This window comes from Mesorhizobium sp. WSM3860 (assembly GCF_002294995.1).
Lineage (GTDB): Bacteria > Pseudomonadota > Alphaproteobacteria > Rhizobiales > Rhizobiaceae > Mesorhizobium.
Genome location: NZ_NSGF01000010.1, coordinates 141,498 through 156,161, shown reverse-complemented (window position 1 = coordinate 156,161; position 14,664 = coordinate 141,498). Strand labels below are relative to the sequence as shown.

Annotated in this window: 18 protein-coding genes; 10 read left to right on the top strand and 8 right to left on the bottom strand. The window is 64.1% G+C overall.

Annotated elements, in window-relative coordinates; all coding sequences use genetic code 11:
* Positions 1-13 precede the first annotated feature (13 nt).
* The 3 genes from CK220_RS17905 to CK220_RS17895 form a co-directional block, all read right to left on the bottom strand.
* A complete protein-coding gene (locus tag CK220_RS17905; RefSeq protein ID WP_245429254.1) occupies positions 14-2,008 on the bottom strand; it encodes an EAL domain-containing protein in 1,995 nt (664 codons plus the stop codon).
* A gap of 212 nt (positions 2,009-2,220) precedes the next feature.
* Entirely contained in the window at positions 2,221-2,859 is a 639-nt protein-coding gene (locus tag CK220_RS17900; protein WP_095812788.1) for an HD family hydrolase, read from the bottom strand.
* A complete protein-coding gene (locus CK220_RS17895; RefSeq protein ID WP_095812787.1) occupies positions 2,859-3,722 on the bottom strand; it encodes a folate-binding protein YgfZ in 864 nt (287 codons plus the stop codon). Before CK220_RS17895 ends, CK220_RS17900 begins: the two co-directional genes overlap by 1 nt.
* An 85-nt stretch (positions 3,723-3,807) precedes the next feature.
* On the opposite strand from CK220_RS17895, the gene CK220_RS17890 reads away from it, so the two are divergent.
* The 3 genes from CK220_RS17890 (at position 3,808) to CK220_RS17880 (ending at position 6,201) form a co-directional block, all read left to right on the top strand.
* Positions 3,808-5,139 carry a dihydroorotase gene (locus CK220_RS17890; RefSeq protein WP_095812786.1) on the top strand — a complete coding sequence of 444 codons (1,332 nt, stop codon included), beginning with the start codon at positions 3,808-3,810 and terminating at the stop codon, positions 5,137-5,139.
* Between the two features lie 49 nt (positions 5,140-5,188).
* A complete protein-coding gene (locus CK220_RS17885) occupies positions 5,189-5,413 on the top strand; it encodes a hypothetical protein (RefSeq protein ID WP_095812785.1) in 225 nt (74 codons plus the stop codon).
* 74 nt (positions 5,414-5,487) lie between these two features.
* Positions 5,488-6,201, top strand: a complete 714-nt coding sequence (locus tag CK220_RS17880; protein WP_095812784.1) for a nucleotidyl transferase AbiEii/AbiGii toxin family protein — start codon at positions 5,488-5,490, stop codon at positions 6,199-6,201.
* Between the two features lie 17 nt (positions 6,202-6,218).
* On the opposite strand, the gene CK220_RS17875 is transcribed toward CK220_RS17880, so the two are convergent.
* From CK220_RS17875 to CK220_RS17860, 4 genes are all read right to left on the bottom strand, one after another.
* A complete protein-coding gene (locus tag CK220_RS17875; protein ID WP_095812783.1) occupies positions 6,219-7,013 on the bottom strand; it encodes a hypothetical protein in 795 nt (264 codons plus the stop codon).
* 152 nt (positions 7,014-7,165) lie between these two features.
* A complete protein-coding gene (locus tag CK220_RS17870) occupies positions 7,166-7,423 on the bottom strand; it encodes a hypothetical protein (protein WP_040972051.1) in 258 nt (85 codons plus the stop codon).
* A 338-nt stretch (positions 7,424-7,761) separates the two neighbouring features.
* Complete coding sequence (locus tag CK220_RS17865) at positions 7,762-8,139, bottom strand: TIGR02301 family protein (RefSeq protein ID WP_095812844.1); 378 nt, start codon at positions 8,137-8,139, stop codon at positions 7,762-7,764.
* 70 nt (positions 8,140-8,209) lie between these two features.
* The gene (locus CK220_RS17860) at positions 8,210-8,635 is read right to left on the bottom strand and encodes an NUDIX hydrolase (protein ID WP_176479121.1); all 426 of its coding nucleotides are present in this window, start codon (positions 8,633-8,635) and stop codon (positions 8,210-8,212) included.
* Between the two features lie 122 nt (positions 8,636-8,757).
* Between CK220_RS17860 and CK220_RS17855 the strand changes: the two genes are divergently transcribed.
* Positions 8,758-9,519 carry an SOS response-associated peptidase gene (locus tag CK220_RS17855; RefSeq protein ID WP_095812781.1) on the top strand — a complete coding sequence of 254 codons (762 nt, stop codon included), beginning with the start codon at positions 8,758-8,760 and terminating at the stop codon, positions 9,517-9,519.
* Positions 9,520-9,617: 98 nt separating this feature from the next.
* Here CK220_RS17855 and CK220_RS17850 read toward each other — a convergent pair whose 3' ends face one another.
* Positions 9,618-9,773: a hypothetical protein gene (locus tag CK220_RS17850; protein ID WP_082953737.1), complete on the bottom strand. Its 156-nt coding sequence runs from the start codon at positions 9,771-9,773 to the stop codon at positions 9,618-9,620.
* A 387-nt stretch (positions 9,774-10,160) separates the two neighbouring features.
* Between CK220_RS17850 and cysS the strand changes: the two genes are divergently transcribed.
* The 6 genes from cysS to pip all read left to right on the top strand — a co-directional run bounded on the left by cysS (position 10,161) and on the right by pip (position 14,628).
* Positions 10,161-11,612: a cysteine--tRNA ligase gene (gene cysS, locus CK220_RS17845; protein ID WP_095812780.1), complete on the top strand. Its 1,452-nt coding sequence runs from the start codon at positions 10,161-10,163 to the stop codon at positions 11,610-11,612.
* Between the two features lie 283 nt (positions 11,613-11,895).
* A complete protein-coding gene (locus CK220_RS17835) occupies positions 11,896-12,300 on the top strand; it encodes an endonuclease domain-containing protein (protein WP_095812778.1) in 405 nt (134 codons plus the stop codon).
* A complete protein-coding gene (locus tag CK220_RS17830) occupies positions 12,297-12,683 on the top strand; it encodes a VOC family protein (RefSeq protein WP_095777834.1) in 387 nt (128 codons plus the stop codon). The genes CK220_RS17835 and CK220_RS17830 overlap by 4 nt, the downstream gene beginning before the upstream one ends.
* A gap of 18 nt (positions 12,684-12,701) precedes the next feature.
* On the top strand, positions 12,702-13,193 hold the full coding sequence (locus CK220_RS17825) for a GFA family protein (protein WP_095812777.1): 492 nt from the start codon (positions 12,702-12,704) through the stop codon (positions 13,191-13,193).
* Positions 13,190-13,666, top strand: coding sequence for a GFA family protein (locus CK220_RS17820; RefSeq protein WP_095812843.1), 477 nt, complete (start codon positions 13,190-13,192; stop codon positions 13,664-13,666). Before CK220_RS17825 ends, CK220_RS17820 begins: the two co-directional genes overlap by 4 nt.
* Positions 13,663-14,628, top strand: coding sequence for a prolyl aminopeptidase (gene pip / locus CK220_RS17815; protein WP_095812776.1), 966 nt, complete (start codon positions 13,663-13,665; stop codon positions 14,626-14,628). Before CK220_RS17820 ends, pip begins: the two co-directional genes overlap by 4 nt.
* Positions 14,629-14,664: the final 36 nt, after the last annotated feature.

Sequence of the window (14,664 nt, the reverse complement as noted above, 5' to 3'; positions counted from 1 at the left end):
CAGGTCCCCGGCTTCAACCGGATCGGCGAAGCTTTTCCTGCGAGCGCAGCAGCCGGCTCATCTCCGAGGCCTTGGCCGGCGCGCCGATCAGAAAACCTTGCGCCTCGCCGCAGCCGGCCTTGCGCAGCATGTCGAGCTGCGCTTCGGTCTCGACGCCTTCGGCGGTGACGGTGATGCCGAGCTCGGCACCGAGCCCGATGACCGTGCGCACGATCGCCGCCGTGTCGCGTTTGTCGAGATCGTGGATGAAGGAGCGGTCGATCTTGATCTTGTCGACCGGGAAGCGCCGCAGATAACCGAGCGAAGAATAGCCGGTGCCGAAATCGTCCAGCGCGATGCGAACGCCGAGCCCGCGCAATTGCCCGAGCGTCCTCAGCACGCTATCGCTCTCGTCCATTATCACCGTTTCGGTGATTTCGAGTTCCAGCCGGCTTGCAGGCAGGCCGGAAAAGGCGAGCGCCGCAATCACGCTGCGGGCGAAGCCGCCGCTCTTGATCTGGGCCGCCGAGACGTTGACCGCCATGCGCACGTCCTGCGGCCAGCCCGCCGCCACGCCGCAGGCCTTGCGCAGCGCCCAGTCGCCGAGCTGCACGATCAGCCCGGTTTCCTCGGCCGCGGCGATGAAGTCTTGCGGCGGCACCAGCCCGCGCGACGGCGAGCGCCAGCGCATCAGCGCTTCTGCGCCGACGATCTCGCCGGAGGCGATGTCGAGAATCGGCTGGAAATCCAGTTCGAACTCGCGCCTCGGGAGTGCAGCTTCCAGCTCGGCCTCGAGCGCCAGGCGCTCCCGCACCATCGCGTCCATGCCCGGCTCGAAGAAACGGTAGATGTTGCGCCCCTCGCTCTTGCCCCGGTATAGCGCCATGTCGGCATTGGTGAGCAGCGTATCCGCATCCTGCCCGTCGCTGGGATAAAGCGCGATGCCGAGGCTCACCCCGACATGCATTTCGCGGCCCTTGTCGCGATAAGGCTTGCCGATCACCTCGATAATGCGCTTGGCCAGCCTTTCGGCGTCGCCTGCCGCCTTGACGTTGAACTGGATGATGGCGAACTCGTCGCCGCCGAAACGCGCCACCACGTCCTTGTCGCTGCGCAGGCAGCGCTGCAGGCGCTCGGCCACGCTTTTCAGCAACCAGTCGCCGGCCGGATGCCCGAACGTATCGTTGACGGCCTTGAAGCGGTCGAGGTCGAGCGAGAAGATCGCCACCGGCGCGGCCTTGGCCTCGCTCAATGCCTGGTCGAGCCGCTCGCGGAACATCGAGCGGTTGGGCAGGTTGGTCAGCGTGTCGTGATGCGCCAGATGGATCATGCGCTCTTCGGCGCGGCGACGCTCGGTAACATCGTCGAAGGTCACGACCCAGCCGCCGCCGCCCATCGGCTGGCGTACGACGAGAAATGTCCTGCCGTCGGCGAGATAGCGGTAAGCCGACTGCATCTTGCCCGCCCGAAGGGCGGCTTCGGTTCTGGCGACTTCGCTGTCGACGTCGATCTTGGTGTAGATGCCGAGCTCAAGCAGTCGTTCGAGTGCGTCGCGATGCGTCGTTCCAAACGGGAAGTCCGCCTCGATGACCTTGTAAAGCTCCAGAAAACGCTGATTACGCACGATCATCTTGCCGTCGGCGTCGTACATCAGCAGCCCTTGCGACATGTTGGCCAAAGCGGCGTTGAAGCGGCGATGCTGCTCCTTCAGCTCGTCTTCGGCGCGCCGCTGCACGGTCACGTCCTCGTAGATCGACACCCAGCCGCCGGAACCCAGCGGCCGATGCGAGATGACGATGATGCGCCCGTCCGCCAGCGTCTCCTCATAAGTCGAGGGCTTGGCGCCATCGATATAGGGTTTACGGACGGCGTAGAGCTCCTCGGCGCTTTGCGAGGCGATGCCGATATCGACGCTGTGCTGCAAGATGTCGAAGAAGCGGATGCCGGGCTTCGTGACTTTGGCGTCGAGGCGGAAGAGGTCGATGTAATTTCGGTTGCAGATGATCATGCGCTCGTCGGCGTCGAACATGCACAGCCCATGCGACATGTTCTCGACGGCAGCCGAAAAGCGCTCGTTTTGTGCGCGAAGTTCCTCCGCTATTCGTCGAACCGGGCCAATACCGGTTGCCTTCCGCCTGACTGCGGCCGAACCAGCCTTGACATGAGCAACGGGCATGAGCGCGCCTGCTGACCGTGACTGAACACGTTACTGTCGTGGCCGCCGGTTAATTTAGCGTTCTTTTATTTGACGGAATTGGCAGCAAGAAAAGGCTGGCGTTTGGCTTCCAGCGCCGCGAACCGTTTCAGAAATGCCGCCTGCGCCCAGGTCACCGAGCGTGGCGTGAAGTCGAAGCGGTCGGCGGAAAAGCTGCGCGGCCGGCCGAAATACTCCGTCGCCTCCGCGGTCGAGAAGCCGGCAAGCAGTGTCGCCTCGTAATAGGCGGCGATCTGGTCGGCGCGCTTGATGTCCTTGCGCAAGGCGGCGCCGAGCTCGGCCGGTAGCGAGAAACGCTGATGGATGGCGCGCTGCAGCCTGAGCTCGCAGTCCCTGTAGGAGCCGCCCATCACCGATTTGAAGGGCGAGATCATGTCGCCGATGACATATTCGGGGGCGTCGTGGAGTAGTGCGGCGAGCCGCGCCTCGGCGGCAGCGGCCGGCACCAGCTCGCCATAGAGCGTCTCGACCAGCAGCGAATGCTGAGCCACCGAAAACGCGTGCTCGCCGCTGGTCTGGCCGTTCCAGCGGGCGACGCGGGCGAGCCCATGCGCGATGTCGGCAATCTCGATGTCGAGCGGCGAGGGGTCGAGCAGGTCGAGCCGCCGGCCTGACAGCATGCGCTGCCACGCGCGCGGCGGCGCTCCCGCCCTGTCGGCCGCCATCAGGCCTCCTCCGCGCTGACGGTGTCCTGCGGGAAGGAGAACTTCGCCCAGCCCGGGATGGCGAGCGTCACCGGGACCTCGCCGGCCATAATCTTTTCGCCCGCGTCGGATGCTGCCTTGACGCGGTCGATGCGGGCAATGGCGAGGCCGCGTCCGCCGCTTACCGAACCCAGCGTGCCGACCGGGCGGCCGGCGACGGTGAGCTCGGTACCGGACGCAGGCAGGGGACCCCCGGCCGTGGCGATCAGCACGCGGCGTCGCGCGGTGCCGCGATGCTGCATGCGCGAGACGACTTCCTGGCCAACATAGCAGCCTTTCTTGAAGCCGACGCCGCCGGTCTCATCGAGCAGAACGTCATGTGGGAAAGCGTCACCGGGCTGATAATCGCTGCCGCTTTCGGCGATGCCGTTGGCGATACGCAGGGCCTGCCATGCGCCGGCATCGCCGCTGTCCTGAACTGCGCCGTCATAGGTGCGCCTGACCTCCACCTCGCGGAAGCGGGCGTCGGCGAGCGAAGTTGAATCGGCAAATGAGGCGGTTGAATCACGGCCCCATGCAATCGTGACAAGCGCCTGATCCTGCTTGGCAATCTCGGCCTTTGCCCGCAACCGGTAAAGCATCAGCCGGCGCACAAAATCATCGGCTATGTCGGTCCGGCATTCCAGCCGGAAGCCGTTCTCGCCGGCTCGAGAGATGAGAAAATCGAACAGGATCTTGCCTTGCGGTGAAAGCAGCGCGCCGGGCTTTGCCTCGCCGGCGCCGAGCGCATCGAGATCGGTCGTGAGGATGTTTTGCAAAAAATGCTCGGCATCCGGGCCTGACACGGAAATGAGCGCGCGGTCTTTCAGCAGGGCGAAGGGCATGGGCGTGAAGTCGGCCTGATCTTGCAAAAATGATGGTCATTACGTAAGCCGGCCACACTCCCCCCGCAAGAGATTGGACCAGTCCATGGCAACCACCTTCGACCTCATCCTGACAGGCGGCACGGTGGTCAACCATGACGGAGAAGGCCGGCGCGATGTCGGCGTGAAGGCCGGGCGAATTGCCGCGATAGGCGATCTCGGCCAAGCGTCGGCCGGCGAGACGATCGATTGCGCAGGCCTGCACATCCTGCCCGGCGTCGTCGATAGCCAGGTGCATTTCCGCGAGCCTGGACTGGAGCACAAGGAAGATCTGGAAACGGGGTCTCGCGCCGCGGTTCTGGGCGGCGTCACCGCGGTCTTCGAGATGCCCAACACCAATCCGCTGACCACCAGCGAGGCGGCCCTTGCCGACAAGGTGCGGCGCGCCACCGGCCGCATGCATTGCGACTTCGCTTTCTGGGTTGGCGGCACGCGCGACAATGCCGGCGATGTCGGCGAGCTCGAACGGCTGCCGGGCGCCGCCGGCATCAAGGTGTTCATGGGCTCGTCCACCGGCGACCTGCTGGTCGAGGACGACGAGGGTGTCGCCTCGATCCTGCGAAACACGCGTCGCCGCGCCGCTTTCCATTCGGAGGACGAGTTCCGTCTGCGCGAGCGGCTCGGTCTGCGCGTCGAGGGCGATCCCTCGTCGCATCCTGTCTGGCGCGACGAGATCGCGGCGCTGCGCTGCACCGAGCGGCTGGTGCGCATCGCCAGGCAGACGCGCGCGCGCATCCATGTACTGCACATCTCGACGGCCGAGGAGATCGCCTTCCTCGAACAGCATAAGGACGTCGCTACCTGCGAGGCGACGCCGCATCACTTGACGCTTTCGGCTGGCGATTATGCGCGGCTCGGCACGCTGATCCAGATGAACCCGCCGGTGCGCGCGGCGCGCCACGGCGACGGCGTCTGGCACGGCATTGCGCAGGGCATCGTCGATGTGCTGGGCTCGGATCACGCGCCGCACACGCTGGCCGAGAAGGCTAAGCCTTATCCTGCCTCGCCTTCGGGCATGACGGGCGTGCAGACGCTGGTGCCGATCATGCTCGACCATGTCAACGCCGGCCGGCTCACTTTGCAGCGTTTCGTCGATCTCTCCAGTCACGGTCCGCAGCGCATCTTCGGCATGGCGCGGAAAGGCCGCATCGCCGCCGGCTACGACGCCGATTTCACCGTCGTCGACCTGAAGCGCCGCGAGACCATCACCAACGCGCAGGCTGGCTCCAAGGCCGGCTGGACGCCCTATGACGGCAAAGAGGTCACCGGCTGGCCGGTCGGCACGATCGTGCGCGGTGAGCGAGTGATGTGGGAGGGCGAGATCGTCACGCCCGGCCAGGGCAGGCCGGTGGAGTTTTCCGAGGCGCTGCCGGCGTAGAACACCGGCGTTGGATTTCTTAAGCGCTCTGCACTATGTTGAGCGCGTCATGACCGCAAATATTGCGCCGATTGTTCCCGCAGAGTTCCCGCAGCTCCAGGCGCTCGCCTGGAACCGCGATGCCGCGCGCCCGATCCCGGCGGAAGAGGCATTCGCACTTTACGAACGCAATTGGCGCTTTGTCGATCAGAAGCGCCTTACAGCGCGTGAGAAGCTGCTTATAAGGAAGCTGGCTGACAAATTTGGTCATGGCATCCTTCTGACCACGTCCTGAAACCCCGGACATCCTCTCCTCGATTTTCTTGTCGCTGCCACACCGCCAAACAGGAAACACCGCGAGTTGAGATCATGAAGGAGTTCAGAAAACCGGAACACAGGATCATTGCCGAAGCCCTCGGGCTGATGGACCGTGACTTCCTGACGACCGTTCAGTGCTGGTTTGGCGGCGGCACGGCCATTGTCATGAAACTTGGCGAATATCGACGGTCATTGGACCTGGATTTCCTTTGCGCGAACGCCAACGGCTATCGCGAACTGCGAACACGAGCCTCAGAGCTTGGTGTCAGGGCCTTTTTCCCGGAGCCCGTTCAGGCCGTTCGGGATTTTCAGATCGACCAGTATGGCCTGAGGACAGTCGTGCGCCTCAACGGCCAGCCGATCCGCTTCGAAGTTGTCCGCGAAGGACGCATCGATTTGCGAGGGCGTTTCGACGAGGATTTGGGGGTACCGGCCCTCGTTCCTGCAGATATGTTTGCCGAGAAGCTGTTGGCGAATGCCGATCGATGCCAAGATCCCGCAACCGCATTTCGAGATGCTTTCGATCTTGGAATGTTGGTCAAGTCTTATGGGCAAATCCCAACCGATGCTCTTGATAAGGCGGAAAGAGCCTACGGCCCCGACATCCGGCTCAAGGTCGCCTGGGTGGTGGACAAGCTCCAGGACAAAAGCGAGTTGCGCGACGCAGCCGACATTCTGCAAATGGACGTTGCGGTGGGAACCGATGCGTTTTCGGCCTTGCGAGAGGAAGCCGCTCGCATATGGCCGGAGGTCGGATATCGATAAGCGCGAGTCCGCTAGGCTCAATCCCCGGCGACGAAGAACAGCCACTGGCCGCTGGGCGTGATGCCGACGCGGTAGAAGATGTAAGCGCCGAACTGCTTCATATCGTCATAGTCGCTTGCGGTGACGAGTTTGAACAACTCGACGCGCTGCCTGGGGTCCAGCTTGTCGAGCGGCAGCGCGAAAAAATACGGCCAGACATAGAGCTCCTGCGGCGTGCCGGCGTCGACATGGACATAGCCGGCGTTGAGCACCTCTTCCAGAATGGCGAGAATCTCCTGGCCGTCGCCGTCGCCCGAGAGCCCCTTGAGGAAAGTGACCGGGTCGCCGTCGATGTCGCCGAGCGACAGCTGCGTCATGGATTCGCCCGAGCCGATCAGCGGCCGAAGTTTCTCGATGTCGCCGCTCTTGCAGGCGTCGATGATCAGGCCGTGCATGCGTTTGACCGGTTCGGGAAGCTTGGCGAGGTCGTAGACGACGGCTGGCGGCGGCGCATCCGGGTCGGAGCGCGGTCTGGTGATGCCGCCGCTGCCGGTCGGCGCTTCGGGCGCGCTCTTGTCCGTCTCGTCGGCCGGCTGGCTGTTGTCGGAGGGTTTGGTGCCGGGCGCGGCCGGCATCGGCACGTTGGTCCCCGGAGCGGTCGTTTCGTCACTGGTGGGCGGCGTGACCGGCGAAGGCAAATCCTCGCGCTGGATCTCGCTCAGCGCATAGGAAGGCGTGGTGGCCAGGCAGATTGCCAATGGTCCGGCGCAGGAAGCAGCGATCCAGATGCCGAGGGCCAGCCCGCGCGGCCTGCCTGCCAACGAAAATCTCACCCCTTGCCTCTCCATGGTTCCGGGCTCGCTAGAGCAATTCCAGGAAAACTGTGTAACGGCTTCCGTCCGGAATTGCGAAAAAACAAATGGCTAGGCGGCCGGCATGATGCCCAAACGGCGCGTCGCCGTCAAAAGCGGCCAAGGCGGGCGGGCTAGTGCTTGAGCCGTTCCGGCTCGAAGGCGCCGGAGATCACCTTTTCGCGCATGCGGTCGAGCAGGGCCAGCGCTGAGGTCTCACCATTGGCGCGCAGCATCTCGCCGAAGGCGGTTTCCAGCGCTGCCTCGGCGATGATTTCGGGCTCGATGCCGGCCGACAACCCTTCCGCCCAGGCTTCGCTGTGGCTCTCCACGGCGGTCAGGCGCTTTTCTTCCCTGACCAACGCGTCGATGTCGCTGACGCCATGTTCCATTGCGGTGTCCACCTTTTCAAGCGTCGGTCCGGCAAGGGACCGGGCTTGACTTGCCAGTTCATGCGCTGCCCGCACAAGTCCTTGTAAATACGACATTTTGCAGTCGCAAATCTACGTATCGAGCAAGGCTGCGATCAATTTCGACCAAGCTTAGCCGATTAGACCGGCTTGCGGCATTAAAACCTTCAGTTTGAGTTAATTCGGCATTTATCCACTAACGTTTCATTAACATTGTTGCACAAGCGCAACAGATGATTGCACCAAGGTGCAGCCTGAAACAATAAGGCCGGCCACATTGGAGCCAGTTCGTGGTGGATAGTCGCGATCGATGCCGATCCTCAATTGCCGTAGCGGGATGCGATGTCGCGCGACAGCGTCTCGCCTTCCTTCATGTAGCGGGCAATGGCCTCGGTCGCTGAAGGCGTGCATTGCGTGTAGGTGCCGCTGAAGGAACGGTAGCCGCGATTGAAGGAGGCGATGAAGCGGGCGCGCCGGTTGGGATCGGGATTTTCCGACTCGAGCAGCTTTTCCATCTCGAGCCGCCACTGGTCGCCCTTTTCGCCGCAGAGGTTGCGCAGGAAATGCAGCGAACCCAGCACCTCGGCGAGCCGCATCAGCCCGGGCTCGAACGGCGCCTCGGCCGCCGATGCCGGCTGCGCCGTGACGGCCAAGCTGATGGCGAGGCTTGCGGCGAGAAAGGGGGAGGCGCGGGTCATCAGGGCCTTGCGATGGAAGAGCAAGGCTTTGTGGCGAAACATTTTGTCGCCCGCAAGGCCCATTCTGGGGTCACCGCTCGGCGGCTTGCGCAGGGCCGAGCAATTCCTCGGCAACTTCAAAAACGTCGCCCGCCAGCGGCATCCCCGCCATTTCCGCCAGCGTGTAGAACGCCGCCGTCTCGGCGTCGTCGCTCGCTGCCGGCTCGCCGCCGACATAGGCCGCGCCGAACACCGTCAGCAGATAGTCGACCGCGTGGTTTTCGGCACGGCCGTCGATATGGATGTCGCGCAGCGGGCGGTAATCCTTAGCCTCGAGCCCGGTTTCCTCCTTGAGCTCGCGCGCCGCGGCTTGCGCCAGCGTCTCGCCCGGCTCGACCTTGCCGCCGGGATACGCGTAGAGCCCCTGCGAAGGCGGGCGCGCCCGCTTGACCAGCAGCACCGTCTTGCCGCGTACGATGGCGACGGAGACGGCGGGAATGAGCTTGCGTGGTTCCATGACGTGTTGAATGCTCTCGCAGCCTGTTGTGGACCGACCGGCCGTACTGAGCATTAGCGGTTGCGGCGCGGCGGTTCCATCGCCACTTTTTTTGATGCGTCAATCTCGAAGAGCCTTGATCCATGTGCGGACGCTTTGCCTTGACCGCCTCGCCGGACCAGACCGCCGCCATTCTGGGCCTGGTGGAGCTGGAGGCGTTTCCGGCCCGCTACAATATCGCTCCGACGCAGCCGGTGCTGATGGCGCTCGCCGGTCCGCCAAGAGCGCCAGGCTCCAACCTGCCTGACCGCCAGGCTATGCTGGTGCGCTGGGGCCTGATCCCGACTTGGGTCAAGGATACGAAGGAATTTCCGCTGCTCTTCAACGCGCGCTCGGAAGGCGTGCTGCAGAAGGCATCGTTCAAGACTGCCATGCGCCATCGCCGGGCCCTGGTGCCGGCCTCCGGCTTTTATGAATGGCAGCAATCGGGCAGCGCCAAGGGCCAGCCCTACTGGATCCGGCCGCGGCGGGGCGGGGTGATCGCCTTCGCCGGCCTGATCGAGACCTATGCCGAGCCGGGCGGCTCCGAGATGGACACCGGCGCGATCCTCACCACGCGGGCCAATACAGGCATCGCCCATATCCACGACCGCATGCCGGTGGTGATCGAGGAACGCGATTTCGCCCGCTGGCTGGATTGCCGCACGCAGGAGCCGCGCGACGTGCTCGACCTCCTCAAGCCCGCCGAGCCCGATTTCTTCGAGGCGATTCCGATATCCGACCTCGTCAACAAGGTCGCCAACACCGGGCCGGAGATTCAGGAGCGGGGCATGGTCGGGCCGCAGCCCGACAAGGTCAGTCGCCACAAACCCGGCGCGGACGAAAGCCAGATGACCCTGTTTTAGCGAGGCTCGCGCTTGGCGTCGGCCCCTTTTCCGGGGTGCGCTTCGGCAGCCTCAACGCCGGCGTTCCCATCGTGGGAGACTACGCCGGTCGTGCCGTTTCAGGCGGCGCGCGGCGAGATGATCTTCTGCGCCGGCTTCTTCTTCTTCGCCGTGTGAAGAAGGGCTGCGACGATTGCCGCAGGACCGATCGCGCGGTAGTGGCTGGCGAGCGGCTGTTGCGCCGGTCGGCTTTGTTCCTGCTTACTTCGTGGCATTGGGTCTCTTCCCTGGTAACGTTTTCGTGTCTGCGTCTGGTGGTCGATTCGGACCAAATCGTGACCTTTGGCGGTCTAGTCCGATAATGTTTCATCACTGTGCCGAGATGCTTAATAAAATGTTTCGACCCGTTTTTACCTGTGATGGAACGACAGCTTTCCCGAGTTGAGCGACTTGACGGCAACACCTGCGGGCGCGATAAAGCCGGCCATGAAAACGTCTTTCGCCATTTGTGGCATTTGCATTATTGGCTAGCCTCGCGCTGGTCCGGACGTTTTCGCCTTATCTTCCCCTAGATTGGACAAACGCCCCGGCCAGCAGGCTGGAGCCCGATTTGCGCGCGCGCGCGGAGGCTCCGTCCAACATAAGGGATCGGAAGGGCACGCATGTCTGACGCATCGAAGGGCTTCAGCCTCTACAACACGCTGACGCGGGCGAAGGAGCGTTTCGTTCCGATCGATCCGAAAAACGTGCGCATGTATGTTTGCGGCCCGACCGTCTACGACTTTGCCCATATCGGCAACGCGCGGCCGGCGATCGTCTTCGACGTGCTGTTCCGTTTGCTGCGCCAACTCTATGGGGAAAAGCACGTCACGTATGTGCGCAACATCACGGATGTCGACGACAAGATAAATGCGCGCGCCCTGCGCGATTTCGGCGCCGAGATCGAAGCCGGGAAGCTTTCGCTGAACGACGCGATCCGGAAGGTCACCGAAGAGACCGCCGAGCAGTATCACGAGGATGTCGCCGCGCTCGGCTGCCTGGAGCCGACCCATGAGCCGCGGGCGACGGAGTTCGTCGCGCCCCGCGCCGACGGCAAGGCCGACATGCTGTCGCTGATAGCGCAGCTGATCGAGCGCGGCCACGCCTATGTCGCCGGCGGCGAGGTGCTCTTCGATACCGCCTCGATGCCCGATTATGGCGAGCTTTCGAAGCGCAATCTCGACGAGCAGCAGGCCGGCGCCCGCATCGCCGTCGACGCGCACAAGAGGAACCCCGGCGATTTCGTCTTATGGAAACTCTCGACGCCGGAAGAGCCCGGCTGGGCAAGCCCGTGGGGCAGGGGCCGTCCGGGCTGGCACATCGAATGCTCGGCCATGTCGGCCGCCTATCTCGGCTCGGTCTTCGACATCCATGGCGGCGGCCTCGACCTGATCTTCCCGCACCACGAGAATGAGATCGCCCAGTCGCGCTGCGCCCACGGCACCAAGGTCATGGCCAATGTGTGGATGCACAACGGCTTCCTTCAGGTCGAGGGCCAGAAAATGTCGAAGAGCCTCGGCAATTTCTATTCGATCCATGAGCTCTTGGAGACCGAGACTTTCGGCGGCAGGAAATGGCCGGGCGAGGTGCTGCGGCTGGCGATGCTGATGACGCATTACCGCGAGCCGATCGACTTTTCCGTACGCAAGCTGGAGGAGGCGGAAAACACGCTGCGCAAATGGAAGCGTGCGGCCGACCTTGCGCCCGCGGCGGCGAAGGACCTGCCGGCAGGCGTGGTGGAGGCGCTGTCCGACGACCTCGCCACCTACGCCGCCTTCCAGCGGCTGACGCAGCTTGCCGGCGAGGCGGTGGAGTTCGCTGGCGCCGGCGAGAATGCCGCCGCGGCTTCGCTGAAAGCGGCGCTTGCCTTCCTCGGCTTCGACGTCGGCGCAGCGAAGGTGGACGAAACCGCTATCGCTGAGGCGATCGCCAGGCGCCTGAGGTTCATCGCCGACAAGAACTGGGGTGAGGCCGACCGCATCCGCGACGAGCTGCTGGCGGAAGGCGTTCAGCTCAAGGACGGCAAGGATCCGGTCACAAACCAGCGCGTGACGACCTGGGAGATCAAGCGGTGAGGGTGGCGCTGCACATCGTTGCAAGGCTGGCGAAAGCGCCGGTGACGTCCAATCTCCCCCCTTGCGGGGGAGATGTCCGGCAGGACAGAGGGGGGTGCGAAGGAACTCCAGGGTTCGAGCGTTCCCGCTCACACAATCGCTGTTTCCTAGGAGGGCAGCACTCTCTCGTTGCCACGTCGGCGGGACAGCACCCCCCTCTGTCCTGCCGGACATCTCCCCCGCAAGGGGGGAGATTGGCCGCCGCATTCGGTTTCGCCAATCTCCAACATAGGGTCGCGTAGCCATGGGACACGACCTCGTTCCACAGCGTCAGCGCAACAATGCGAAATCGATGCGTCGGGTCATGACCGATGCAGAACTGAAGCTTTGGAACGAGTTGCGTGCTCATCGCCTCATGGGAATGAGCTTTCGCCGGCAAGTGCCCATAGGGCCTTACATCGTCGACTTCGCTTGCTCGTCCCATCGACTGATCGTGGAAGTTGACGGCAGCCAGCATGCCGACGCCGAACATTCGCGGCGCGACGAAGCGCGAGGCACCTATCTTAGCGCCAGTGGCTGGACCATCCTACGCTTCTGGAAGCACGACGTGATCCGCGATATCGACAATGTCTGCCAGCACATCGTCATTGCGGCCGGCCTGGCCGGCGCCGAAGTGCCGGAGACCGCAACGCAGGAGCTCGTTCCATGATCGATCATCTCGGCATCAGCGTTTCCGATTTCGAAAAATCCAAGGCCTTCTACGACCAGGCGATGGCGCCGCTTGGCGCTTCGCTGCTCTATATGGTGCCGGAGGAATACACCGGCGGCGCCAAGGTCGGCGGCTATGGCCGCGACCGGCCGGTGTTCTGGCTGAGCGCGGGCAAGGAGAAGCCGAAGGACCATCAGCATGTCGCCTTCACCGCGCGCAGCCGCGCCGAGGTCGACGCCTTCCATGCCGCGGCTCTTGCGGCCGGCGGCAAGGACAATGGCGGGCCGGGCCTGCGTCCGCATTATCACCCCAATTATTACGGCGCCTTCGTCTTCGATCCCGACGGCAACAATGTCGAGGCGGTCTGCCATGACCCGGAGTGAGCTCGAAGGGAGGGATCGATGAGCCTCGATAACCGGCCGGTCTATACGGGCGGCTGCCAGTGCGGCGCCGTGCGTTTCCGCGTCGAGGGCGCGCTGGGCGATGCCTCGGTCTGCCATTGCCGCATGTGCCAGAAGGCGAGCGGCAATTTCTATCTGCCGTTGGTGTCGGTGCGCGGCGCCAGGCTCGACTGGACGCGCGGCGAGCCGAAGCGCTTCCGTTCGTCCAACGCGGCATGGCGCGGCTTCTGCGCCGAATGCGGCACGCCGCTGACCTTCGAGGCGCCGGATGGCGTGGCGCTGGCAATCGCCGCCTTCGACGACCCGACCGGCATCGCGCCCACCATCCAGTGGGGCGTCGAGGAGAAGCTTCCCTATGTCCACGGCATCGCGAAACTGCCGTCCGAGGAGACGATGGGCGATGTTTCGTCCGCGCCTTATCTCGCCGATCTCGTCTCCTATCAGCATCCCGACCACGACACCGAGAAATGGCCGCCGGAGGAAAAACCATGACCGATGAAGTTCGAACAGGCGGCTGCCAGTGCGGCGCCGTGCGCTTCCGCATCCACGGCAAGCTCGGGCGCCCGTCCATCTGCCATTGCCGCATGTGCCAGAAACAGTTCGGCAATCTCTTCGGTGCCCTGGTGACGGTGCCGAAGGACGGCGTCGAATGGACCCATGAGGAGCCGAGCTATTTCCAGTCCTCGGTCAACATCGACCGCGGTTTCTGCCGCCGCTGCGGCACGCCGCTGACCTACCGCCAGCCGGGCGGGCTGGAGATCGCCATCGGCGCCTTCGACGACCGTTCGGATCTGGCGCCGCAGATCCAGGTCAACTACGCGGTGCGTCTGCCCTGGGTGGAGAAGATCTTCGAGGCGCCGGCCCACGAGGACCCCGACTACTATCGACGGCAGGAGCAGATCATCTCCTTCCAGCATCCCGACCACGAGACGGCCAACTGGCCGCAGCAGGGACTGAAACTATGACGATCCACAGCAGCTCCTTGCGCACGCTCTATCCCGAGCTCGAGCCGTTCGAAACAGGCATGCTCGACGTCGGTGACGGCCACACCATCTATTGGGAGCGCTGCGGTACCAAAGGCGCCAAGCCAGCCGTGTTCCTGCATGGCGGCCCTGGCGGCACGATCTCGCCGAAACACCGGCGGCTGTTCGACCCGAAACTCTACGACGTCATCCTGTTCGACCAGCGCGGCTGCGGGAAATCCATGCCCAACGCCTCGCTGGAGGCCAACACCACCTGGGATCTTGTCGCCGACATCGAACGCCTGCGCGAGATGGCGGGCTTCGACAAATGGCTGGTGTTCGGCGGCTCGTGGGGCTCGACGCTGGCGCTCGCCTATTCCGAGACGCATCCCGAGCGCGTCAGCGAGCTCGTCGTGCGCGGCATCTATACGCTCACCCGCGCCGAGCTCGGATGGTACTATCAGTTCGGCGTCTCCGAGATGTTTCCCGACAAGTGGGAGCGTTTTCTGGCGCCGATCCCCGAGGCCGAGCGCGGCGACATGATGGCCGCTTACCGCAAGCGGCTGGTGGGTACCGACCATAAGGCGAAGGTCGAGGCGGCGCGCGCGTGGAGCCTGTGGGAAGGCGAGACGATCACGCTGCTGCCCGAGCCCGAGACCAGCGCGCCTTTCGGCCAGGACGACTATGCCGTCGCCTTCGCCCGCATCGAGAACCACTATTTCGTCCATGCCGGCTGGCTGGAAGAAGGACAGCTGCTGCGCGACGCCTGGAAGCTCAAGGACATCCCCGGCACCATCGTCCACGGCCGCTACGACATGCCGTGCCCGGCGCGCTATGCCTGGGCCTTGCACAAGGCCTGGCCGAAGGCGGATTTCCACCTGATCGAGGGTGCCGGCCACGCCTATTCGGAGCCGGGGATTCTGGACCGGCTGATCCGGGCGACGGACAAGTTTGCGGGGAAGTAATGATGTACGCTCGCGCTCTACGGCCGGGGCGCGAAG